Annotated in this window: 17 protein-coding genes; 5 read left to right on the plus strand and 12 right to left on the minus strand. The window is 50.7% G+C overall.

Annotated features, from left to right (window positions below):
* The first annotated feature begins 153 nt into the window (after positions 1-153).
* Complete coding sequence (locus H503_RS0107685) at positions 154-801, plus strand: NERD domain-containing protein (RefSeq protein ID WP_009014959.1); 648 nt, start codon at positions 154-156, stop codon at positions 799-801.
* Between the two features lie 442 nt (positions 802-1243).
* On the opposite strand, the gene rpoC is transcribed toward H503_RS0107685, so the two are convergent.
* From rpoC to H503_RS0107710, 3 genes are all read right to left on the minus strand, one after another.
* Complete coding sequence (gene rpoC, locus H503_RS0107695) at positions 1244-5254, minus strand: DNA-directed RNA polymerase subunit beta' (protein ID WP_016459990.1); 4011 nt, start codon at positions 5252-5254, stop codon at positions 1244-1246.
* A gap of 16 nt (positions 5255-5270) precedes the next feature.
* Positions 5271-8999, minus strand: coding sequence for a DNA-directed RNA polymerase subunit beta (gene rpoB, locus H503_RS0107700; protein WP_035196187.1), 3729 nt, complete (start codon positions 8997-8999; stop codon positions 5271-5273).
* 1401 nt (positions 9000-10400) lie between these two features.
* Positions 10401-10754 (minus strand): hypothetical protein, encoded by a 354-nt coding sequence (locus H503_RS0107710; RefSeq protein WP_009014962.1) that lies wholly within the window; start codon positions 10752-10754, stop codon positions 10401-10403.
* 217 nt (positions 10755-10971) lie between these two features.
* On the opposite strand from H503_RS0107710, the gene H503_RS0107715 reads away from it, so the two are divergent.
* A complete protein-coding gene (locus tag H503_RS0107715; protein WP_009014963.1) occupies positions 10972-11580 on the plus strand; it encodes a tetratricopeptide repeat protein in 609 nt (202 codons plus the stop codon).
* A gap of 114 nt (positions 11581-11694) precedes the next feature.
* Here the strand turns inward: H503_RS0107715 and rpmA are convergent, their stop codons facing one another.
* From rpmA to rplU, 3 genes are read right to left on the minus strand one after another with little or no spacing between them, the layout of a single operon-like run.
* Positions 11695-11985: a 50S ribosomal protein L27 gene (gene rpmA, locus H503_RS0107720; RefSeq protein ID WP_016459987.1), complete on the minus strand. Its 291-nt coding sequence runs from the start codon at positions 11983-11985 to the stop codon at positions 11695-11697.
* A 5-nt stretch (positions 11986-11990) separates the two neighbouring features.
* Positions 11991-12317, minus strand: coding sequence for a ribosomal-processing cysteine protease Prp (locus H503_RS0107725; protein WP_009014965.1), 327 nt, complete (start codon positions 12315-12317; stop codon positions 11991-11993).
* 3 nt (positions 12318-12320) lie between these two features.
* The gene (gene rplU, locus H503_RS0107730; protein ID WP_009014966.1) at positions 12321-12632 is read right to left on the minus strand and encodes a 50S ribosomal protein L21; all 312 of its coding nucleotides are present in this window, start codon (positions 12630-12632) and stop codon (positions 12321-12323) included.
* A 274-nt stretch (positions 12633-12906) separates the two neighbouring features.
* On the opposite strand from rplU, the gene H503_RS0107735 reads away from it, so the two are divergent.
* Positions 12907-13797, plus strand: coding sequence for a DMT family transporter (locus tag H503_RS0107735; protein WP_014129061.1), 891 nt, complete (start codon positions 12907-12909; stop codon positions 13795-13797).
* A gap of 415 nt (positions 13798-14212) precedes the next feature.
* On the opposite strand, the gene gatB is transcribed toward H503_RS0107735, so the two are convergent.
* From gatB to gatC, 3 genes are read right to left on the minus strand one after another with little or no spacing between them, the layout of a single operon-like run.
* Entirely contained in the window at positions 14213-15658 is a 1446-nt protein-coding gene (gene gatB, locus H503_RS0107745) for an Asp-tRNA(Asn)/Glu-tRNA(Gln) amidotransferase subunit GatB (RefSeq protein ID WP_009014968.1), read from the minus strand.
* Complete coding sequence (gene gatA, locus H503_RS0107750) at positions 15658-17124, minus strand: Asp-tRNA(Asn)/Glu-tRNA(Gln) amidotransferase subunit GatA (protein ID WP_026385656.1); 1467 nt, start codon at positions 17122-17124, stop codon at positions 15658-15660. Before gatA ends, gatB begins: the two co-directional genes overlap by 1 nt.
* 14 nt (positions 17125-17138) lie before the next feature.
* The gene (gene gatC / locus H503_RS0107755; RefSeq protein WP_009014970.1) at positions 17139-17426 is read right to left on the minus strand and encodes an Asp-tRNA(Asn)/Glu-tRNA(Gln) amidotransferase subunit GatC; all 288 of its coding nucleotides are present in this window, start codon (positions 17424-17426) and stop codon (positions 17139-17141) included.
* A 296-nt stretch (positions 17427-17722) separates the two neighbouring features.
* Between gatC and H503_RS0107760 the strand changes: the two genes are divergently transcribed.
* Positions 17723-18859 (plus strand): trans-sulfuration enzyme family protein, encoded by a 1137-nt coding sequence (locus tag H503_RS0107760; RefSeq protein WP_009014971.1) that lies wholly within the window; start codon positions 17723-17725, stop codon positions 18857-18859.
* Between the two features lie 141 nt (positions 18860-19000).
* Positions 19001-19291, plus strand: a complete 291-nt coding sequence (locus tag H503_RS0107765) for a GNAT family N-acetyltransferase (RefSeq protein WP_009014972.1) — start codon at positions 19001-19003, stop codon at positions 19289-19291.
* Between the two features lie 73 nt (positions 19292-19364).
* Here the strand turns inward: H503_RS0107765 and glyS are convergent, their stop codons facing one another.
* From glyS to H503_RS0107780, 3 genes are all read right to left on the minus strand, one after another.
* On the minus strand, positions 19365-21425 hold the full coding sequence (glyS, locus tag H503_RS0107770; protein WP_009014973.1) for a glycine--tRNA ligase subunit beta: 2061 nt from the start codon (positions 21423-21425) through the stop codon (positions 19365-19367).
* Entirely contained in the window at positions 21425-22303 is an 879-nt protein-coding gene (gene glyQ / locus H503_RS0107775) for a glycine--tRNA ligase subunit alpha (RefSeq protein WP_021737128.1), read from the minus strand. The genes glyS and glyQ overlap by 1 nt, the downstream gene beginning before the upstream one ends.
* Before the next feature lie 524 nt (positions 22304-22827).
* Positions 22828-24282, minus strand: a complete 1455-nt coding sequence (locus H503_RS0107780) for an amino acid permease (protein ID WP_026385657.1) — start codon at positions 24280-24282, stop codon at positions 22828-22830.
* Positions 24283-24459 lie beyond the last annotated feature (177 nt).

The raw sequence follows: 24459 nt of genomic DNA on the forward strand, positions 1-24459 counted from the left end.
TGTATGAAAACCCCAGATGGGGAAATCATCTTTTTTCAGAATTTTAGTACATATCCATTATATCATTGGAAAGGGGCCTCGCCTAGTAAAAACTACGAAAGGCTGATATAATGGAGCATGTAAAAATTTCTCCCTACAAAAAGGAGTCTTGTCATGGAAGACGTTGTCATCAAAATCCTTCCTGATTTCACAATCTGGAAGCTTCATAGTTTCAAAGAAATCCTTATTTTTTTCCTCGTACTTGCTACGGGCCTTGTTGTGTTCCGCTGGAAATGGCTCCAGATGAAAAAAGCCCGCACACCGGAAATGGCCATGAAGCGTGTCAAAAAAGCCATCAGAGAAGGTTCCCATAAAAAAACCTATTTCTTTGTGCCCCCAAAAGGCAGCCTTACAGGCGTCGACCTCATTGCCCTTCTTCCCGGAAAGGCGCTGCTCCTTAGGGTCATCCATAAGGGCTACCGCATCTATGGTCATAATCAGGATTCCACATGGCGTGTGACGGATAATGCGTCAAGCCTCATTGTAAAAAATCCTGTACGGGCCCTTGAGGAATCTGAAGCGGTCTTTAAGGAAACCCTGGCAAAAGAAGGTGCCCACCACGTAAAGGTGGAAACTATCGCCGTCTTTGCTGATAACTACGCCGAGCCATCGTTTTTTACGGAGGAAGACGTCCTCCCCCACTTGGCATCGACGCAGACGCTGAAAAAAGAAGTCCAGAGGATTGTGAAGGAAGAAAAGACACCGGTATCGGAAGGACTCAAGAGTGCCTGTCTGAAACACTATGTACCTGCAGATGAATGATAAAAAATAGAATCACAATGACAAGGGAGCGGGGCTCCCTTTTTTGATGGAAAAAGCTGTTATATTATGAACGTTGAATGCCTCTTTATTTATTTCGTTCATAATTAGCATTGGTCTATTTATACAACACAAGCAGTGTCATTGTCAAGGGATTGGGAGAAATATTAGGGACAATTTGAAAGTATATTGTATGCAATATGTAATCATTATGGAATTGTTTGAAAAAGAAAGGACGAAAAAAGAGAATAAGAACAGGATAAAAAGTGGTCAATGGAAAACTAAACAATGAGTAATGTTCGGATAATGAGAAAAGCCTCAAAGGAACGGATCCAAACCGCCCCCATATAGGAGGCAGCGTCGCTGCCTGTACAGTCTCTTTACTCCACCAAACACAAAAAGCCGCGAAGAAATCTAGGTTTCTTCGCGGCTTTCTATTTACAGCTTATTCATCAGCATTTTCGCTGTCCGTGCTCTCTTGAACTTCATCGGGACGATGAAGCTTGAGCTGGATATTGCGGTATTTAGGCATGCCCGTACCTGCGGGGATCAGCTTACCAATGATGACGTTTTCCTTAAGACCAAGGAGCGGATCGACTTTGCCTTTGATGGCGGCGTCGGTCAGGTTTCTCGTCGTTTCCTGGAAGGAAGCAGCTGACAGGAAGGAATCTGTTGCCAGGGAAGCTTTGGTGATCCCGAGGAGGATCGGATGTCCTTGTGCCGGTTCCTTGCCTTCTGCCATGACTTCATCGTTTTCATCTTCAAATTGTGCGATGTCCACAACGGAGCCCGGCAGCATCTTTGTATCTCCAGCATCGTCGATGCGGTATTTGCGCATCATCTGACGGACCATGACTTCAACGTGTTTATCGTTGATTTCAACGCCCTGGGATTTATAGACACTGAGTACCTGCTGCACGAGGTAGTGACGCGTAGCGGCAGGCCCGCTGATACGCAGGATATCGTGCGGATTGAGGGACCCTTCGGTCAGGCGGTCGCCCACTTCCACATGATCGCCGTCGGCAATATGAAGTTTGGCCCCATATGGAATATGGTAGGAATCTTCCGTGCCATCTTCGCGGGTGATGATGACAAAACGGCCATCTTCCTTTTCCTGGACGCTGACGGTTCCTGCCGATTCGCTGAGGATACCCGGATGTTTCGGTTTCCGTGCTTCGAAGAGCTCTTCGACACGAGGAAGACCCTGGGTAATATCGTCAGCACCGGCAACGCCGCCCGTATGGAACGTACGCATCGTGAGCTGGGTGCCCGGTTCCCCGATGGCCTGGGCGGCAATGGTCCCGACAGCTTCGCCGATTTCGACCTTGCGGGCCGTGGCGAGGTTGCGTCCATAGCACTTGCGGCAGACGCCAAAGTGGGATTTGCAGGTAAGAACGCTGCGGATCTTGACTTTTTCACGGAGGCTGGCGATGACATCAGCCATATCTTCCGTAATGTAGTCATTGATGTGATAAAGGACGTGACCGTCCTTGTCTTCGATTTCTTCGGCAAGGGTTCTGCCCACGAGGCGGTCGCGGAGGGATTCCAGGACCGTGCTCTTGTTCTTGCCGGCCGTAATGGCTTCAACGTAGATACCGTCAACTTCGTTGTTGCGGATACTCAGTTCCTTAACCGTGCCATTATCAAGAATGGTTTCAATGAGCTCTGCCGTGAAATGATCTCCCTTATGGGCAAGGACGGTTCCTTCCCCATCAAGGATATCTTCCGCCACTTCCTTATCGAGGAAGTGATGGGTCATGTGTTCACGGAAAGCCGTCTTGACCTTATCTTCGCTGACATTGATGGCAAGGGTCTCGGCGTCTTCGCCATTTTCTTCATCAAGAGGATACAGACGGATTTCCAGGACCTTGGCAGCAAGGAGACGGTCAAAGACGTCTTCCGTAACCACCGTATCGGCTTCGGCAATGATGGAATCATCGTCAGCAAGGACGCTGGAAGCAAGGGTACGGCCCACGGCGTATTCCTTCAGCTTGCGCTGGCTGGAGCCGAGGACGTTCTTGCAGAAACGAGCCCGTTCGCGGACGAGATTCATGGTCGTTACGTCGCAGTCATCTTCACGTACAATGACATCTTGGGCAACATCAACAAGGCGGCGCGTCAGATACCCAGAGTCAGCCGTTCTAAGGGCCGTATCGGCAAGACCTTTACGGGCACCGTGCGTGGAAATAAAGTATTCCAATACGGTCAGCCCTTCACGGAAGTTTGATTTAATCGGACGGTCGATGATACGGCCCGACGGGTCAGCCATCAATCCACGCATACCAGCGAGCTGACGGATCTGCTGTACGTTACCGCGGGCACCGGAATTGGCCATCATGAAGAGCGGGTTGAACTGATCCATGGTGTTCTTCATCAGGGCATCAGCAACATCTTCCGTAGCTTTGTTCCAAATATCAATGACCTTGCGGTAGCGTTCGTCTTCACTCATCAACCCACGGCTGAAGAGGCGTTCGACCTTATCGACTTCTTTTTCAGCAGCAGCAAGGATTTCGCCCTTTTCCTTCGGAATTTCGATATCCGACGCGGCAATGGACAGACCGGACAGACAAGCGTTGTCATAACCGAGTTTCTTGACCGTATCAAGGACGCGGGCCGTGCCGAAGTTCCCGTAAAGCTTATGGGCCTTGGCGACAAGACGGCCCAGTTCCTTCTTATCAATGAGCTTGCCAAGAAGCCAGGTTCCATCTTCCTGCTTGGAATAATAGCGCATTTCAAGCGGCAGTTCGCAGTTGTAGATGATATTGCCCATGCTCGTCGTGACAAGGCTCTCACCCACATCGGACGGTTCAGGATAGATTTCGGAGTTGGGGACACGAACCTTGATCTTGGCCTGGAGGGCGATGTCCTTATTGAAGTATGCCAGTCTTGCTTCGTCAAAACTGATGAAGCGACGGCCTTCTCCTTTGGCCCCTTCGCGGAAAATGGTGAGATAATACGCGCCCAATACCATATCCTGCGTCGGAACGGTGATTGGTTTCCCATCTTTTGGAGCCAGGATATTATTGACACTCATCATGAGCACACGGGCTTCAGCCTGGGCTTCAGCAGACAGCGGCAGGTGAACAGCCATCTGGTCACCGTCGAAGTCGGCGTTGAAAGGCGTGCAGACGAGCGGATGAAGTTTAATGGCGCGGCCTTCGGACAGAATCGGCTCAAAAGCCTGGATGCCCAGACGGTGCAGCGTCGGGGCACGGTTCAGCATGACAGGGTGTTCCTTGATGACTTCTTCCAGGACATCCCAAACGGCATCCGTCGCGCGTTCGACCATTCTCTTTGCGCTCTTGATGTTCGTTGCCGTACCGTTTTCGACAAGGCGTTTCATGATGAACGGTTTGAAGAGTTCAAGGGCCATTTCTTTCGGCAGGCCGCACTGATGCATCTTCATTTCAGGACCAACGACAATAACGCTTCGACCGGAGTAGTCGACACGTTTACCCAAAAGGTTCTGACGGAAACGGCCCTGCTTCCCTTTGAGCATATCAGAAAGGCTCTTTAAGGGGCGCGTGCCAGGGCCCGTTACGGCGCGGCCGCGGCGGCCGTTATCGATAAGGGCATCGACAGCTTCCTGGAGCATCCGTTTTTCGTTCCGGACGATGATGTCCGGAGCCTGCAGTTCTTGAAGGCGTTTCAAACGATTGTTACGGTTGATGACACGGCGATAGAGGTCGTTCAGGTCGCTTGTAGCAAAACGGCCGCCATCGAGCTGAACCATCGGACGCAAATCCGGCGGAATGACCGGAATGACATCCATGATCATCCATTCTGGCTTGTTGCCGCTCTTGAGGAAGGCTTCACAGACATCGAGACGGCGCACGATGTTGCGTTTTTTCTGGAGGCTCGTCTCCGTCTTGAGTGCTGCCCGCAGTTCCTTCGTCAGTTCTTCCACATTGATTTCGTGGAGCAGTTCCTTGATGGCTTCGGCACCAATGCCGACGCGGAAAGTATCCCCGAATTCATCCAGTTTTTCCTGGTATTCGGCTTCTGTGAGGAGCTGCTTTTTTGTCAGGTTCGTATCGCCCGGATCAAGGACGATGTAGCTTGCAAAATAGAGGACCTTTTCAAGGGCGCGCTGACCAATGTCAAGGATGGCGCCCATGCGGCAGGGAATCCCCTTGAAATACCAGATGTGGGAGACAGGAGCAGCAAGCTCAATGGAGCCCATGCGGTCACGACGGACTTTTGCCCGCGTGACTTCGACGCCGCACTTGTCGCAGACCACACCTTTATAGCGGATGCGTTTGTACTTACCGCAGTGGCATTCCCAGTCCTTGGTCGGGCCAAAGATGCGTTCGCAGAAAAGGCCGTCCCGTTCTGGTTTCAGCGTTCTATAGTTAATCGTTTCCGGCTTCGTGACTTCGCCGTGGGACCAGGAACGGATCTTTTCCGGGGAAGCCAGGCCGATTCTCATAGAATGAAATTTATTTACGTCCAACAAGAGCACTCACTCCTTCCTACTCTTCATCAGAGCCGTTGTCATCGCCTTGGGAATCATCCATTCCCATGTTGCCGATATCGGCAATGACATCAAAATCGCTGTCTTCCGTCTGGTCTTCATCGGGGCTCACTTCTTCGTCGCTATTGGCGCGGTTTTGGGCTTGTTCCCCGGTGTTGGCAGCCGTGGAGACCTTGCCGGACATATCCATGTCAAGCTCGCGGGCAATATCGCCCATTCCAATATCTTCATCCTCATCATCAAGATCGATTTCCTCATCATCTTCATCGAGGACGCTTACATCAAGACCGATTGCCTGCATTTCCTTGACAAGGACCTTGAAAGATTCAGGGACACCCGGTTCAGGGATATTTTCACCCTTGACGATGGATTCATAAGCCTTTACACGTCCGACAACATCGTCAGACTTCACGGTCAGGATTTCCTGGAGGGTATAGGCAGCGCCATAAGCCTCGAGGGCCCACACTTCCATTTCACCGAAACGCTGCCCACCGAACTGCGCCTTACCACCAAGCGGCTGCTGGGTAACCAGGGAGTACGGACCGGTAGAACGGGCATGGATCTTATCAGCAACCAGATGGTGAAGCTTGAGGTAGTAGATGCAGCCAACGGTAACAGGGTTATCAAACGGTTCCCCGGTACGGCCATCATAAAGGACTGTCTTGCCGCTGGGATCGACGCCAGCCGCTTCGAGGGTACGGGCCATATCATCCTGGCGAGCCGAGTCAAAGACCGGGACCGCGACAGGAACAGCGCCATCCACCGTTTCTGGCATGCCCAGTTCATCGAAATCATAGCCCGCTTTGCGCAGGTCTGCTTCGACGTTGGGGTCATGGTTGTCAATACGCATGCCCAGCGCGGTTGCCGCCCAGCCCAGATGGGCTTCAAGAATCTGCCCAATATTCATACGGCTCGGTACGCCCAAGGGGTTCAGTACGATCTGGACCGGTTCGCCATTAGGCAGGAACGGCATATCTTCGCGCGGCAGGATGCGGGAAACAACACCTTTGTTCCCGTGACGGCCTGCCATCTTATCGCCTTCGCCGATTTTACGTTTTTGAACGATGCTGACACGAACCTGCTTATTGACGCCAGGCGGCAGTTCATCGCCGTTTTCACGGGTAAAGACCTTGACGGAAATAATGATCCCGAATTCCCCATGAGGAACACGGAGGGAGCTGTCACGGACTTCCCGTGCCTTTTCAGCAAAGATGGCACGGATGAGGCGCTCTTCAGCAGAAAGTTCCGTTTCCCCTTTCGGCGTGACTTTGCCGACGAGGATATCGCCAGGACGGACTTCAGCACCGACACGAATGATTCCGTCTTCGTCGAGGTCCTTCAGGGCATCTTCAGAAACGTTCGGGATATCGCGGGTAATCTCTTCCGGTCCCAGTTTCGTATCGCGGGCATCGCAGTTATATTCTTCAATATGGATGGAGGTAAAGACATCTTCCTTGACGAGGTCTTCGCTGAGGAGGACGGCGTCTTCGTAGTTGTAGCCTTCCCAAGGCATATAGGCAGCAATGGCGTTGCGGCCAAGGGCAAGCTCGCCGTGATCTGTTGCCGGTCCATCAGCAAGGACCTGACCTTCTTCGACCTTATCGCCCTTAAAGACAATGGGGCGCTGGTTGACACAGGTACTCTGGTTGGAACGTTTGAATTTCAGGACATTGTATTCATCGATGCCTTTTCCATCATCACGAGTGATGAGGATCTTGTCACCACTGACATACTTGACCGTACCAGCGTGCTTAGCCAGGATGCAGACACCGGAGTCAACAGCGATCTTATATTCCATCCCCGTACCAACGACTGGCGCCTTCGGATTGAGCAGAGGTACAGCCTGACGCTGCATGTTCGCACCCATGAGGGCACGGTTGGCGTCGTCGTTTTCAAGGAAAGGAATCAGGGCAGCTGCAATGGACATAACCTGTTTTGGCGAAACGTCCATGAAGTCAACACGTTCCGGCGGAATCGCAAGGACTTCGTTCTTATCGCGGCAGGTGACGTGGGTATTCACAAAATGGTTGTCTTCGGTCAGCGGTTCGTTGGCCTGGGCAACAACATAGTTATCTTCTTCGTCAGCGGTCAGATAGACGATTTCATCGGTAACACGCTTATTGACTTTATCGACCTTGCGATATGGGGTCTCAATGAAACCATACCGGTTGATCACGCCATAGGCAGCCAGGGAACCGATGAGCCCGATGTTCGGACCTTCAGGGGTCTCAATTGGGCACATACGGCCATAATGGGAAGGATGGACGTCACGGACTTCATAGCCGGCACGTTCACGGGAAAGACCGCCAGGTCCCAAGGCGGACAGACGGCGTTTATGCGTCAGTTCGGCAAGCGGGTTGTTTTGGTCCATGAACTGGGACAGCTGGCTGCTGCCGAAAAATTCCTTCACAGCCGCTACGACCGGACGAATGTTGATAAGGGCCTGCGGGGTGATGACGTCAGCATCCTGGATGGTCATGCGTTCACGGATGACACGTTCCATACGGGACAGTCCAATGCGGAACTGGTTCTGCAGGAGTTCGCCAACGCAGCGGACACGACGGTTGCCCAGATGGTCGATATCATCCTTGCCTTCCATGCCATCAATGACATTCAGGAGATAGCCAAAGGAAGCAATGACATCAGCCGGCGTGATGGTGCGTACGGACGCTTCAATATCCTTCGTTACAATCATGCGTTCTGCATGTTCCTGGAACTTGACATAGACGATGGCATAGCCCTCATCGGCAAAGATACCGCTCTTTTCGATGGTATCGATTTCGGCATCGCCAATCTTCGTCCCTGCAGGAAGGACCACGGCACCTTTCGTGCCATCGGGGTTTTCAGCGCACAGGTCTTCAGCAAGGGTCTTGCCATGAAGACGATGACGCCAGCCCAATTTCTTATTGATTTTGTAACGACCGACATTTGCCAGATCATAGCGGCGATTGTCGGAGAAAAGGTTATAGATGAGCTGTTCAGCGTTTTCAAGGTTAGCAGGTTCACCCGGACGCAGCTTCCGATAGATTTCCAGAAGGGCATCATCTTCATTTCTCGTTGTGTCCTTGGCAAGGGTAGCAACCAGGTAAGGATGCTCACCAAAGACGCTGATGATATCATCATTTGTCGGCAGACCCATGACACGCAGGAGGGCCGTAGCAGACAGTTTGCGCGTCCGGTCCACACGGGCATAGATGATGCTGTTAAGGTCGGTCTCATATTCAATCCAGGCCCCGCGGTTCGGGATGACTGTGGTCCCGTAGAGGAACTTACCCATTGGATCCATATCCTTGGCATAATAGACGCCAGGGCTGCGGACAAGCTGACTGACAATGACACGTTCTGCCCCATTGATGACGAAGGTCCCCGTATCGGTCATAAGGGGGAAATCGCCCATAAAGACAGTCGATTCCTTGATTTCGCCCGTATCTTTATAAAGCAGACGGACGTCTACGTTCAAAGGAGCCGCATAGGTTGCATCTTTTTCCTTGCAAGTTTCGATATCATACTTCGGATCGCCGATGGTAAAATTCTCGAAACTCAGTTCCAGGCTGTTTGTAGCATCCTTGATAGGCGATACGTCCTGGAACGCGTCATGAAGTCCTTCCCTGATGAACCACTCATAGGATTTTCTCTGCAAGTCAATCAGATGCGGCATCTTCAGGACTTCTTTGATTCTGGCATAGCTGTACCTTTTACGGTTGCCATTATGAACCGGCTTGAACAACATATGGGTTCTCACTCCTTTACATCCTGCAGGTTTTTTAACACAAAAAAACAAGGCCCACAATCAAAATGAATCTTTGATTAGCCTTGTAAAAACCAAGTTCCCTCAGTCAGCATTTCGTGCTCCTCTCAACCAAACGATCGGAACGCGATGTCCAACCACTGAGCACTCGCGAAACCTTATAATCCTGCTAGTAAATAAAATTTCATGGACTGATATTGTACCATGTATTTTAGGTTATTGCAAGGAGTTTTAAAGAAAAATATTTTTGTGAAATATGGAGGAAAGACCATGGTGCGCCGCCCCAAGCCTCCCTACTGGAGGGGTGGAACTTCATTCGCCCGGAAACATGTCCCTCCGCCCTTCCGCGGCTGCTCCAAAGCGGGCTTGGGACTCGGGCGAATCTTCCTCACTACCGCCTGCAAGGAGACGAAGCGCCGCTTCTCATCCATCACCAAAACGGGAAAATTATGTTGATAAATGCTTATGGAAATTTCCACACAACATGAGTGTTAATCAATTTTATCAGCGGCCCTGTCGTACACGAAAACAGTTCCTTTGCCTCCGCAGCCGCAATGGATTTATACGGGTGCGGCTGTAAGGGATAAAAGGACTCGCTTTCTGCTGTTTCACATCAGAAGACCGGCCTTTCCGGCAGAGGAAACTCCGACTGCTCCTATCGTTGCTGCCCTCTGAGTAAGCTTTCTGCACGAATTTTTCAGCATAAGAGAAAACGAAAAATTCGGCGACTCACTTACCCGCCCTGCACGATGTCCCACTTCGCTTTTCTAAGGCAGCGATGCGCTTACCGCCTTGGCAAAGGCAGATCGATGCGTTGCAGCAAGTTCAAAGGGGAAAGAGGGGACGCGAGTCGTTCCAAGCGCCATTGTTATCTTTCTATTTCAAAGGACCCACCTCCTACAAAAGCCGAACAGAAGATAAAAGCCCAAAACCGAACCTACGTCTACGTTCGGTTTTGGGCTTCTCTTACGTTTTTTGCCTTACAATCTTTTCCCTTCCGGTCTTTTCCTCCAATTGCTTTTTGCGAATTCGGTTCAGATGGATCCAGATGCGAGGAGCCCCCGCTTCCACCGACGACAGACCTGAGACGCCAGCAGTCCGCTAGCGCAGCGACGCGGGAGTTTCCTTGCGGCCAGAGGCCGGTACGTCTAGGAGGTTGGGCGCGCGGGCGACAAAGTAGATGGGCCCATATGGACTGAAGATTGCAAAAAGCTTCCGCTTTGATAAGCTAGGCGCTGGAAGTGACGACACATGGGTAGGAAAGGAAACGCCCAGGCGTAAGCTATCCCCAAACGTGGGACTGTCCATCGTACGATAGGCCATAAGGCCATTGTTTCCACAAAATCTTTTTTAAGCAATGGCCTCACGTACTCCATCAAATCAGCCCGATTTTTGGGCTGAGTAAAAATATATGCCCGACGCCTCCTTACGAGCGGCAAGCGAGGAACATTTTCCCTTTTGGATAGCAACCGTATCCGTTCCCGTGCGGTTGCCGACAAGCAAGTCTCCTGTGTACGTATTTTCATAAACTTCGCCTGTCGCGGGATCTGTCCATTTCCAATGCCAGCCATTGATACCTTCGGCCGTGATGTCACCATCATCAGTCGCGCTGACATGATCCGGACCCGCAATGGTACCGTACGTATGGGTTTCCGCATGGGTGACTCCCGTCTGAAGGCTCAATAAAACAAAAAAAGCAAGTATGCTCCGGCAAGAACAATACGTAGGTTTCATCAACTCCGCATCCCCTTTCCCAGTAAATCAGTATATTTAATGCTAATTATTTTTATTTCTATATCTATATTTTGTATTATATCATAAATATCTAGTAAATCATCGAATCGCGTCATATTAGTGGAAAGTAAAATCAACTTATCGAAAATTCATGATTCATACTAGATTTATATGCTATAATGACCGCAATCAATGATTTACGAAAGAAGGCATTCCTATGAAATTTGCTGCCATGGCGGGATCCTTTCTGCTTTCCTGCCTTTTCTTACTGCCTCTTGCTCCAGCTCAGGCTAAGACGAAAACGGAAGGAATCATAATTCATCCAGCTTATGAAAAAACAGCCACACATTCCCTTTCAGATCGTCTCTTCTTAAAAGAGGGAATCCGCTTATACACCGAGGGTCATTATGAAAGCGCACTCAAGATTTTACAAATTGCCTTTGACCGAGGCGACATGAAGGCAGGACGATATATCGGTCTTTGCTTTGAAAATGGATATGGTGTGGCTCCTGATGCCCAGTTAGCCGCCCATTGGTACCAAGCAGCCTCCCTTAGAGGAGATGTAACTGCTACTTATCTATTGGGTACGCTTTACGAAAAAGGCAAGGGCGTTCCTCAAGACATACAAAAAGCCATGGACCTTTACCTGCAGTCCGCATACCGCAGCGACCATGTTTCAGCCCCCAGTCAGCTTGCCTTGGGACGCCTCTATGAAAAGGGGGAAGGCACGGCAAGGAATCTTTCAAAAGCCCGTTATTGGTACGCTCGTGCCAGTAAGTCCGGAAACAAGGAAGCCGCAGCTGCACTTCTTCATGGGGAACACTAGAACCTTTCTTTGACGCCATCGGTATTCCCTCATCAAGTGTTCCGCTTCAGGCGCCCAACATTCCCAAGAATAAAAAAAGACTGCCGCCTAAGCAGCAGTCTTTTTATTTTGGAATTAAGCTTCCGCCTCAACAGGAACGATGCTGATGATGCGGCGATCCTTACCCCATCTTTCAAAAGCGACTTTACCGTCAACTTTTGCGAAAATGGTGTAATCCTTACCCATCCCAACGTTTTTCCCCATATGGAAACGGGTACCACGCTGACGGACAATGATGGAACCAGCCGTTACAAACTGACCATCATGAGCTTTCGTGCCCAGACGCTGAGCGTTGGAGTCACGACCGTTGTGAGTGGAACCAGAACCTTTTTTATGAGCGTGTAATTGCAGGATTAATTCGAACACTAAACTCACCTCCTGTGTTCCTCGATAGCCAGATAGTCGGAATATGCCTTTTGGATGCCCTTCAGTCCCAGGACCATGGTCCGCAGGAGGACTTCGGTTTTATCATCGGGCGCATCGACCAGTCTGACACAGAGCAATCCGTCTTCTTCATCGACGCTGTAATCCAGCGTACGGGAAAGGACCTGCTCCATCCCAAGTACCGGGACCTGGGTTGTGAGGGAAACCATGGCACACACTTCATCGAATCCCTCGGGATTCGAATCGGCATGACCGGATACACGGTACTCCCTGATCTTTCCTTGATCATCTTCGTAAATATCGACTTTGATCATGGCTTATGCTTCGATAGAAGTAATTTCAACGCGGGTGAAGGGCTGACGATGACCCTGGCGTTTGCGATAGTTGCTCTTTGCTTTGTATTTGAAAACAAAGATCTTATCAGCTTTGCCTTGAGCAGCAACCTTTGCAGTGACTTTAGCGCCTTCTACAGTCGGTTTGCCAACCTTGACATCCCCATCGCTTACAACGGTCAGGACGTCATCGAAAACGACTTCGTCGCCTTCCTGGACGTTCAGTTTTTCAACTTCCAGGACATCCCCTTCGCTGACACGATACTGTTTACCACCAGTACGGATAATAGCGTACATTCAGATGCACCTCCCTCATTCCAAGACTCGCCGAATACGGTACTCCTTCCGGAGTTTTTGGAACCTCTCCGGGCGGTAGTGCTAAAATTAGCTTCAGCCCTATAAATTTACTATATGAAAAGGGAAAAGTCAAGCCATTTTGGGCTTTCTCTTCATGTTTTTCAATGAATGGAACCGATTCACGCTGCCGCCAGCTTAGCGAAAAGATAAATGGCCCCATCCGTTTTTTTGACGCCTTCTATGATATAATGCATCTATGATACTAAAGGGGGCGATGATCATCAGCACGAAGGCAACATATATCCTCTTGTCCCTCATCGGGCTTTTGTGGGGATTCCAGCCCATTACGCTCAAATGGCTGCTCCCTTATTGGACGCCAGCAACCATTACGACCTTCCGGTTCCTCGTCGTCGGCATGGTCATCCTCTTTTACCAATACTTCCGTCTCGGTCGGGACATGGCAAAGCTTCTCCCCCGCAAGACAGATTGGCCGTGGATTGTTTTTATGGGAATCAATGGACAGATGCTCAATTCCGTGCTCCAGTTCCACGGTCTCCAGTTCACGACGGTGACAAACAGCACCCTGATTACGGCGACGACACCTGCCATTACGTCGGTCTGCGCCTACCTGATCCTTCACGAAGCCTTTTCCAAGAAACAGTGGCTGGGCATCCTGCTCTCCTTTAGCGGCGTCCTTGCAGTCATTACCAAAGGGAATTTTGACATAATCCGCACCATGAGCTTCAATGTAGGCGACGTCTTCTGTATTGCATCCCAGCTTGCCTGGGCCTTTTACAGCCTGGCCTCACGAAAGCTGACAGGCCACATGGACGTCCTTACGGCCCTTGGCTGGTGCAGTCTCTGCGGGACAGCCGGAACCGCTATTTATGGGATTTTTTCAAACACCCTTGTCCTTTCTCCCTTGCCGCCTGTTCCCTTTCTTTCCTATCTTTATATCACCCTTTTCGGCGGGATTGCCGCCAATGTCTTTTGGAACATTGGCGTCAAGAATGTCGGTCCCAGCGTCAGTTCCGTCTTTTTGAATTTCACGCCCGTCATGGGAATGGTTGCCGGGTATCTCATTTTTGCAGATCCCATCGGACCGCTCCAGATTGTCGGAGCCAGTGTGATTTTTGTAGGGGTATACCTGACGACGCATGGTTGATTTTTATTCAAAGCAAGAACCGCTCCGAATTGATGTAGAACTTGAGCCCATTGCTTTAGAAAAGATTCTTCTAAGGCAATGGATTCATGACGTATCGCAGGAGGGCCATAAGTCGTTCCATTGCCATTTCCCCGTCTTGGCAGTGGATGAGACCGCACAGCGACCTTTTCATACGAACGGTAGTGAGGGACCATTCGCCCGGAGTTCGAAGGGTGCCTTTGGAGCGATAACAGAAGTCCGAGAAACTTGTTTGAAGCCAAATTAAGTTTGATTCCCACCCTTCGAAGAAGTAACGGTTTCGGGCCGTGCGTTTGGTCTTTTTCACCTCTCAAAAGGCAATACATTTGAGACTGTCCATCGCAAAAATACAAAAACGGCATCCCAATTGCTTGGGATGCCGTTCCTTTCATTTTTCTTAGCCGAGAATGCTCTTCTTGATCATCTGGTTGACCATGCCCGGGTTGGCTTTGCCGCGGGATTTTTTCATGATCTGTCCTACAAGGAAGCCAATGGCTTTATCCTTACCCGCTTTGATATCCGCAACAGACTGCGGATTGGCAGCAAGGACTTCGTCGACCATGGCTTGGATAGCGCCAGCGTCGCTCACCTGTTCAAGGCCCAGTTCCTTAACAAGGGCAGCCGGAGCTTTGTCGGTCTTGAGCATTTCCGCAAAGACTTTCTTGGCAAGCTTGCTCGAAAGGACGCCTTTATTGATGAGGTTGACCATTTCCCCAAGATGGGTCGGGGAAACGGGGAATTCGCCAATGGTCACGCTATTGGCATTAAGATAAGCCGATACGTCACCGAGCATCCAGTTGGCGACACTCTTGGCGTCTTCCGTTGATTTAGCGGCTTCATCAAAGTAAGCGGCAAATTTCTTGTCCGATACAATGAGTTCAGCATTGTATTCATCGAGGCCTTTTTCCTTCATGAGGCGGTCTTTCTTCGCATCAGGGAGTTCAGGCAGTTCGCTCTTGGCCTTTTCGATCCACGCGTCATCAATGATGATGGGCGCAAGATCCGGTTCCGGGAAATAGCGATAGTCATGAGCCTCTTCCTTGGAACGCATGGAGAAGGTCATGCCCTGGGCATCATCCCACGTACGGGTTTCCTGGACGACGTGCCCGCCGTCTTCGAGTATCTCTTTCTGACGCTGGACTTCATACTCAATGGCCCGTTCCAAGGCTTTGAAGGAGTTCAGGTTCTTGATTTCTGCACGGGTGCCATATTCCTTGCTGCCTACAGGCATGATGGAGATATTGGCATCGCAGCGCATGGATCCTTCTTCCATTTTTCCATCGCAGACTTCCGTGTACTGCAGGTAGGAACGGAGTTTTTCCATATAAGCACGGGCTTCTGCCGCACTTCTCATATCCGGTTCGGAAACGATTTCGATAAGGGGCACACCGGCACGGTTATAGTCAACGGCGGAAGAGTCGCTCGTTGAAATGGTGGCACCGGAATGGACGAGCTTACCAGCATCTTCTTCCATATGAATTCTCGTAATGCCAATGCGCTTGGTTTCACCATTTACGTTGACATCAACATGACCGCCCAAGGCGATAGGCTGATAGAACTGGGAAATCTGGTAGGCTTTGGCAAGATCTGGATAGTAATAGTTTTTCCGGTCAAACTTGCTGTAGTGCTGGATATCACAATTGACAGCCAGGGCAAACCGCAGGGCAAATTCAACCATTTGCTTGTTCATGACCGGCAGGGCGCCAGGCATACCAAGGCAGACAGGGCAGACATGGGTGTTCGGTTCGCTGCCAAAGGCAGTGGAGCAGGAGCAGAAAGCTTTGGTCTTCGTCTTTAGTTCGGCATGGACTTCAAGACCAATTACAGTAGTATATTCAGTCATTATTTCTTACCTCCCAGGGGCGCCACGGCTTTGTGGAATTCCGTAGCCTGTTCAAAGGTGTAAGCGGCGCGCAGCAGGGTTTCCTCGCCAAGCGGTTTGCCGATGAGCTGGGCACCAACGGGCATGCCATCCACAAATCCGCAGGGGATGGACATACCGGGCAGGCCGGCCATGTTGACAGGAATGGTCGTCACATCAAGCATATAGACCGTCAGGGGATCCATCTTGGCATCGAGTGAGTAGGCCACGACCGGGCTCGTCGGGGTAAGCAGGAGGTCACAGGTCTCAAAGGCCTTCTGGTAGTCCTGACGGATGAGGGTACGGACCTGCATGGCTTTGTTGTAGTAAGCGTCGTAATAACCAGAGCTTAAGACGTAGGTCCCAAGCATGATGCGGCGGCGCACTTCCTCGCCAAAGCCTTCCGTACGGGTGGCGGCCATCATTTCCGGGGCCGATTTGGCAGAAAGGTCACGGAAGCCGTAACGAACACCGTCAAAACGGCCAAGATTGGCCGACGCTTCTGCCGGTGCGATGATGTAGTACGTAATGACGGCATATTCCGTATGAGGCAGGGAAACTTCAACGACTTTTGCGCCCAGCTCCTCATATTTTTTCGCCGTCAATTTGATCTGTTCAGCGACTTTGGGATCGGTCCCCTTGCCAAAAAACTCCTTCGGGAGGCTGATGACCATGTCCTTTACGTCCTGTTTCAAGGCTTTCGTGAAGTCGGGCACAGGGACATTTGCACTAGTCGAATCATGGGCGTCTACGCCGCAGATTGTGTTGAGGACAATCGCCGCATCGGTCACATCCTTCGTGATGGGCCCAATCTGGTCAAGGGAAGAAGCAAAGGCAATGCAGCCATAACGGGAGACACGGCCATAGGTCGGTTTGATTCCGACACAGCCATTAAAGGAAGCAGGCTGACGGATGGATCCGCCCGTATCACTGCCCAGGGACCAAATAGCTTCGCCGGCTGCGATAGCAGCGGCACTGCCGCCGGAAGAACCGCCCGGTACGCGGGTAAGATCCCAAGGGTTCGACGTGGCCTTGAAATAACTTGTTTCCGTCGTGGAACCCATGGCAAATTCATCCATGTTGGTCTTACCGATAAAGACCGTATCATCCTTACGGAGATTTTCAATGACGTGGGCATCGTAGACGGGCTGGAAGTTTTCCAGGATCTTTGAAGCACACGTCAGGCGCATACCTTTGAGGCTGATATTGTCCTTGATGGCGCCGGGAATCCCCGTCAGCGGCTTTATGGCCTCACCCGCGGCAATCTTCTGGTCGACTTCGCGAGCTTTCTTCAGGGCCCCTTCTTTATCCAAGGTAATGTATGCCTTGACACTGTCTTCGACTTTGTCAATGCGGTCAAAGACTTTTTCGGTCAGTTCCACGGAGCTGATTTCTTTTTTGGTCAGCTTCTCATGGAGATCGTGAACAGTTTCATTATATAACGTCACAGTGCTTCCTCCTCTTATTCGATGACGCGGGGTACCTTAAAGCCGCCATCATGTTCTTCCGGTGCATTTTTCATGGCGTCCTCGTGGGAGAGCCCTTCTTGGGGCACATCTTCACGGAAGACATTGCTCGTCGGAAGGACATAAGGAGAAGGTTCAATTCCCGTCGTATCGACTTGTTTCAGGATTTCCGCATAATTAAGGATCTGGTTGAACTGGTCCTCGAATTTTTCCAGCTCATCTGCCGGCACATTGAGTCTCGACAGAGTTGCGATATGTTTGACATCTTTCGCTGTAATACTCATGGTCTCACCGCCTGTCTATACTTTTAACATCTAATGATTATATCACATGAAAGGACGTGTGAACATCCCCCGCCCCGCCTTTATCCTCACTCAATCGGCAGAGAACTTCCCTCAGGCCCGATCAAAAACGCCTCGCGCATTTTCTTATACTGAAAGAAGAGGCTGTCTTCCAATCAATCATGGGCCTTTCTATTGACAGCCGCTTTTTTTCATCGTAAAGTAGTAGAAAATCATTGATGTGATTTCTTTTATGCTTTTTAATCCTATCAATTTTCTATGTTTTAGGAGGGGTTTCCATGAAGTTTCAAACAACCTGTATCCATGGAGACGGGCCCAACGATGCAACGGGTGCCGTTTCACCGGCGATTTACTGTACGTCCACCTTTTCCCATCCTCATGTAGGAGAGTCAACAGGCTTCAACTACACCCGGGAATCCAATCCCACCCATGCCCGTTTGGAAAAAGTCATGTCCGCCCTTGAAAGCGGCGTCGATTCCCTCGCCTTTTCGTCCGGTATGGCTGCCATTGATGCGGTGATGCGTCTTTTTGTATCCGGAGACCATATCCTTACAGGTTTTGATCTTTATGGCGGCTCCTTCCGTCTCTTCCGTTCCGTCTACGAACCGTACGGTCTAACCTTTTCCGCCGTCCATACAAGCGACCTTGAAGCCGTGGAAAGAGCCATTACACCTAAAACAAAGGCCATCTATCTGGAAACACCGACAAATCCCACCATGGAAATCACCGACCTGCGCGCCCTGGCAGAACTTGCCCACAAAAAGGGTCTTCTGGTCATCGTTGACAATACGTTCCTCACCCCATATTTCCAACGCCCTCTGGAACTTGGCTGCGATATTGTCCTGCACAGCGGGACGAAGTACCTGGCCGGTCACAACGATATCCTCGCAGGCTTTGTAATCAGCCGGGAAAAATCCATCGCGGAAAAACTTCGTTCCATCTACAAAACGACAGGAGCCTGCCTGAGCGTTTTTGACGCCTGGCTCATGCTGCGCAGCCTCCGCACCCTCCCCCTGCGTATGCGCCAGCACGAAAAAAATGCAGAAACGCTGGCTGCTTTCCTAAAGACCCAGCCCTATGTGCAAAAGGTCCTCTATCCAGGCCTTCCCGAACATCCGGGGTATGAGATCCAGAAAAAACAGGCCACCGGGTTTGGCGGCATGATTTCGTTTTATGTTGATACACCGGAGCGGGCCAAGAAAATCCTTGAAGGGATTTCCCTCATCCAGTTTGCTGAAAGTTTGGGCGGTGCCGAAAGCCTCATGACCTATCCCCGCACCCAGACTCACGCGGACTTGACGCCGGAAGAAGCAAAAGAAAAGGGAATTACGGATACGCTTCTGCGCTTTTCCGTAGGTCTTGAAGATGTAGAAGACCTCAAGGAAGACCTTTTGTCCGTCTTCAAAAATCTCTAAAACAGTTTCTGGGCTGCTCCCCGCCATATGGGGCGGCAGCTCTTTTTTCATACCTTGCCTCTATCCAAATAAGAGGAAATAGTGTAAAATATCCTAAGCCGTAAAACACTTAGAAACGTTAGACAAGGAAAGGAGTACGGCATGGACGATTGCATCAGTGTACGCTTTGAAGAAAATAATAACCGTTCCGCAGCTTACGATGGAGACCAAGAAGTAGGGTACTGTTCTTACACCCTTGATGGAGATGTCTGGGTCATTGAACACACCGTCGTCGATCCCGCCTATGGAGGAAGAGGCCTGGCCCGCCGTCTCGTGGACGCTGTTGTCATGGGAGCCCGGGACAGCCGCGTCAAGATCCTGCCCATGTGTTCCTACGCCGTGAGCCTTTTTAAGAAGGATCATAAATACGACGAAGTAAACGCCAATCTCTAACCATGACGTCAGCATGCAAAAAGCCGGAAGAACCTATTAACATCGGATCTTCCGGCTTTTTAGTATGACGTTTTTATTTCATGACAAGAAGAGAGACATCACCCACACAGCCAATGAGACTGCGGATCTTTGTCAAAAGGGCAAGGCGGTTTTGCTTTACGGCTTCATCCTTATCCATGACCATGACGTCATCAAAGAAATGGTTGATGGGTGCAGAAAGGCTGTCGCAAGCGGTAAGGACGCCGGCAAAATCACGGGAAAGAAGCATTCCATGTACGTTTTCAGCAGCCTTTTCCACAGCTTCAAAGAGGGCTTTTTCAGCGTCTTCTCTCAAAAGGGCCTCGGAAACAGGTGCGTCAACGCGACTTTTCTTGGTAATATTTTCCACGCGGGTAAAGGCCTGAAGCGTTTCTGGCGCCTTATCCGTACCGAGATAGGCCGTCAGGGCATCAGCGGCAGCAAAAGCGTCGCACAGGTCATCCCGGCCTTCAGCACCAAGGACGGCATCGACGATATCGTACCGAACGCCGCGGTCAAGCATCATGTTCTTGGAACGCTGGGCGAAGAATTCAACAATATCAGCCACAAGTTTGTCTTCACTTTGATTCGTTTTGGGCAGGCGGCTCAAGGTTTCCTTGATGGCGCTTGTAAGGGCAAAGTGGATGTTTCCATCGGTGACGATATTGAGGATACCCAGGGCCTGGCGGCGCAGGGCATAGGGATCCTGGGAACCGGTTGGAGCTTCCCCGCGGCTGAAGGTTGCTGTGATATTATCCAGTTTATCGGCAATGGCAAGGAGACGGCCTTCATTCGTCTGAGGCAGTTCATCGCCGGCAAAGCGCGGCATGTACTGCTCTCCAATAGCCGTCGAGACCGTATCGCCTTCGCCGTCAAGAAGGGCATATTCACGGCCCATGGTGCCCTGCAGTTCCGTAAATTCCGTAACCATGCCGGTCACAAGATCGGCCTTGCTGAGGCGGGCTGCGCGAACAAGAGCCTTTTCATCAGCGGCAACGCCCGATTCCTTGAGGAGGCAGCTCGTAAGGGCTTCGAGGCGTTCCGTCTTTTCATACATATTCCCCATGCCGCGCTGGAAGGCTACATCATGCAGGGCCTCCCGATGTGCTTCAAGGCTCTTTTTCCGGTCGTTTTCAAAGAAGAAGACCGCGTCGTCAAGACGGGCACGAAGGACGCGTTCGTTGCCGTGGGTCACGATGTCAAGATGTTCACTGTTGCCGTTGCGGACCGTAATGAAATAAGGCAAAAGCTTGCCGCTGTCATCAAGGACAGGGAAGTAGCGCTGATGGTCGCGCATGGGAGTAATGACAGCTTCTTTCGGGAGCTTCAGGTACTTATCATCAATGGAACCGCAAAGGGCCGTCGGATATTCGACAAGATAAGTGACTTCATCGAGCAGGTCTTCAGAAATGGCCGTATGGCCGCCGGCTTTTTTGCCCAACGCTTCAATCTGTTCCCGGATGAGGGCACGGCGTTTTTCCACGTCGACAATGATGAAGTTTTCTTCGAGGGTTTTTACATAAGCCTCGGCCGAAGGAATCGTAATGGTCTGACTGCCCAGGAAGCGATGGCCGCGGGTCACATTGCCGCTTTTGACATCGTTTGCTTCAACAGGAATGACTTCACTGTCAAGAAGGGCCACCATCCAGTGGAAAGGACGGACAAACCCGAAGTCATAGTCGGCCCAGCGCATGGTCTTTGGGAAGGACAGGCTGTGGAGAATATCATCCAACAAGGCAGGCAGCAGGACCTTGGTTTCACCGCCCTTTGTGTGTTTGATGGCATAAACGTAACCATCCCGTTTTTCAAGGGCAGAGACTTCCACACCCTGACCGCGGGCAAAGCCCTGGACGGCTTTCGTCGGGTTGCCGTCTGCGTCAAAGGCAATCTTGAGGGATGGACCTTTGCTCTCTGCCGTCATATCTTCCTGACGGTCAGCAATGCCTTCAGCCACAAAGGCCATGCGGCGCGGCGTTCCGTAGACGCTGACTTTTTCAAAAGGAATACGGGCTTCCTTGAGTTTTGTTTCTGCCAGTTCCTTATAGTTTTTCAAGATACCCGGCATGTATTGGGCCGGCATTTCTTCCGTTCCGATTTCATATAATAACGTAGCCATTAGTTGTTCCCTCTCTTCAGCATAGGAAATCCCATCTTTTCACGCTGTTCCACATACGCCGCGGCGCACAGGCGGGCCAGGGCGCGGACACGGCCGATGTAGTTGGTCCGTTCGTCAACGCTGATGGCACCTCGGGCGTCCAAAAGGTTGAACGTATGGGAGCACTTGAGCACATAATCATAAGCTGGATGGATGTTCCCCGTTAACAGGACCCTTTTGGCTTCCTTTTCATATTTATCAAAGAGGTCAAAGAGCAGATCCGTATCGGCAATATCAAAGCTGTAGCAGGACTGTTCCACCTCGTTTGTGTGATACACATCGCCGTAGGTCACATCGCCCACCCATTTGATGTCGTAGACATTTTCCACACCTTGGATATACATGGCAAGGCGTTCGAGGCCGTACGTGATTTCAACGGCAACAGGTTTGATATCAAGGCTGCCAACTTGTTGGAAGTAGGTGAACTGCGTCACTTCCATCCCGTCGAGCCAGACCTCCCAGCCCATGCCCCAGGCACCCAGGGTCGGCGATTCCCAATTGTCTTCAACAAAACGGATATCGTGTTCTTCGGGATGGATCCCTAGTTCGCGCAGGCTTTCAAGATACAGTTCCTGAATGTTATCCGGAGACGGTTTCATGATGACCTGGAACTGATGATGCTGATAAAGGCGGTTAGGGTTATCGCCATAACGTCCGTCAGCCGGGCGGCGGGACGGTTCCACATAGCATACGTTCCACGGCTCCGGTCCCAAGACGCGAAGGAAAGTTGCCGGGTTCATGGTCCCAGCTCCTTTTTCTACGTCATAAGGATGGAAGTTGATGCATTGCTGACGCCCCCAATAGGCACTCAGCGCCGAAATGATGTCTTGGAAATTCATGGTTTTCTCCTCCTAAACAAAAACTCCCGTCTCTGCAATATAGACGAGAATCATCTACATTACAGGGACGGGAGTGACTTCCGCGGTTCCACCCTGTTTGCTGCCAAGGCAGCCTCTCTTGTGGTACAGTCGCTCAGGGATGCCAACCCCCTCATTGCGCTCCGAACAATATAGCAAAATTGGGAAAGATTGTCAAGGCAGCGGTGGAAAAAGGCGGTCGAGATGTGATGCTAAAAGACCGTGAGACACGGACCCAAACCGCCCCCCTGCGGGGGATGGGTCGGAATTACATTCACCTGGAAACATGTCCCTGCAGCATCACAGCTGCCTTTTTATCTTTTAGCTCGACAGCCAGCGCCGAAGAGTCATGACAGCATGATGGCCCCTTTTACGTTTTTCCCAATCGCAGTACGTTCCTTCTTCCAATATGCCATGAGCCCATTGCTTCGGATATGTTTCTGAAGCAATGGGCTCATGTTTTCCATCAAATCGGAGCGATGTCCACGCCGATTAAATTATTAAGGTTATGCCGTCTCGCCCAATCTTTCCCGTTCGCGGCGTGCAAGGATAGGGAAAATAAGGCCGATACCAAGAAGGATGACCGGCGTTACGACGTTCATGATCATCTGGAACCACCAGGTGGAAGAATACATTTCTACACCGTAAGGAACCATACCCATGAGCGAAGCAAAGGTCGTCAGGGCAAAGCACCAGAAACCAATCATAAAGCCGGTGCCTTTGCTCTTTGTAAGGTAGTAGGAAGAGCTGTAAGCCTTTTTCGCCCGTTTGAGCGCCATATAAGCCAGGAAGACCCACAGGTAGGACAGCGGCATGCAGATGGCATTCAGGCGCAGGAGCCAGATGTAGAGCGTTGTCATGTCGCCAATGCCAAGGGCCGGTACGATGATAAGAATGCTGACAAGGATGCCCGTCAGTTTGTAACCGCTCACAGGGATGCCCTTTTCGTTGATCTTCGTGAAGGAATGAGGTACGAATTTCGGATCAACATCACTTAAGAGGAACTTGATGGGTGCGTCAATGGAGATGGCAAGGGTTGCTGCCTGGCCAAAGAACTGGCAAATAGCATAGAGGATGACGAAAGCGCGGCCCACGCCATAATAAGCGCCGAGCTTGGCGAAGCAGTAGTAAGCTCCATTCATCATCAGGTCCTTCGGCACATTGTTGGGGTCAAACATAAGACCCATGGCAAAGGTACCAAGAACAGCCGTAACAGCCACCATTGCGGTCATGACAATCATGGCACGCGGGAACTCCTTATCCGGATTCTGGAGGTTCGTGACATACGGTGCAATGCGTTCACAGCCACCGACAGCAAAGACGAGGATGCTGAGGGTCGTCATGTATTCAAAGTTGAAGTTCGGCATGAACGTATCCCAGCTGAGGCTGTAGTAGAAGGTCTTTGCTTCCGTGATGTAAGGCGCAGCGAGAACGAGAAGCACATAAAGGATGCTCATGATAAACATAAAGGAACCGGCAATGGAACCAATGCGCTTCAAAGCCGATACACCCTGAGCGGCATACCACATGAAGAACATGAAAATGCCAAGGCTGATAAGCTGAAGCATCATAGGCGAAATCATGGTTGTCAGTTGGTCATTCTGGAAAATGGCCCACCCCATAGCAATAAGGATATTCTGCGGTTTCTGGGCTAGATAAGGAATATTGACTACCCAGAAGGTCCAGCCAGCAAAGAAGGCCAATTTGGAACTCATGGTTTCTTTGATCCAGGAGCTGACACCGCCAGCACCATTTTCAAAGGTCGCGCCCATTTCCCCCACCATCAACGTGTACGGAATGAAGTAGAAGAGGAAGAGAATCATCCAGGAAACGACGACTTTCAGATCTTGGTTGGCAAAGCCATTGACCGTATTGCCAAATCCCCACACGACCGTGTAGGCCATTAGGCACAGAGCTTGCCAAGTCATGGCTTTGTTTTTTGAATTTGTGTTGCTGCTCATTTCGATACCCCCTAATTGGTTTAAAGTGCAACATTTGTTACACGTATTATAACAAGATTTGTTCTTCCATAAAAGACAGAAAATAAGGACTTTTCGCTATTGTCTTTATATTAAGGACAATCCCGAACGTTCACTGTAACATTTTCATCGTATTATTCGAAATATAAAAAAAGTGAA

This window comes from Acidaminococcus intestini DSM 21505, assembly GCF_000425045.1.
Taxonomy (GTDB): domain Bacteria; phylum Bacillota; class Negativicutes; order Acidaminococcales; family Acidaminococcaceae; genus Acidaminococcus; species Acidaminococcus intestini.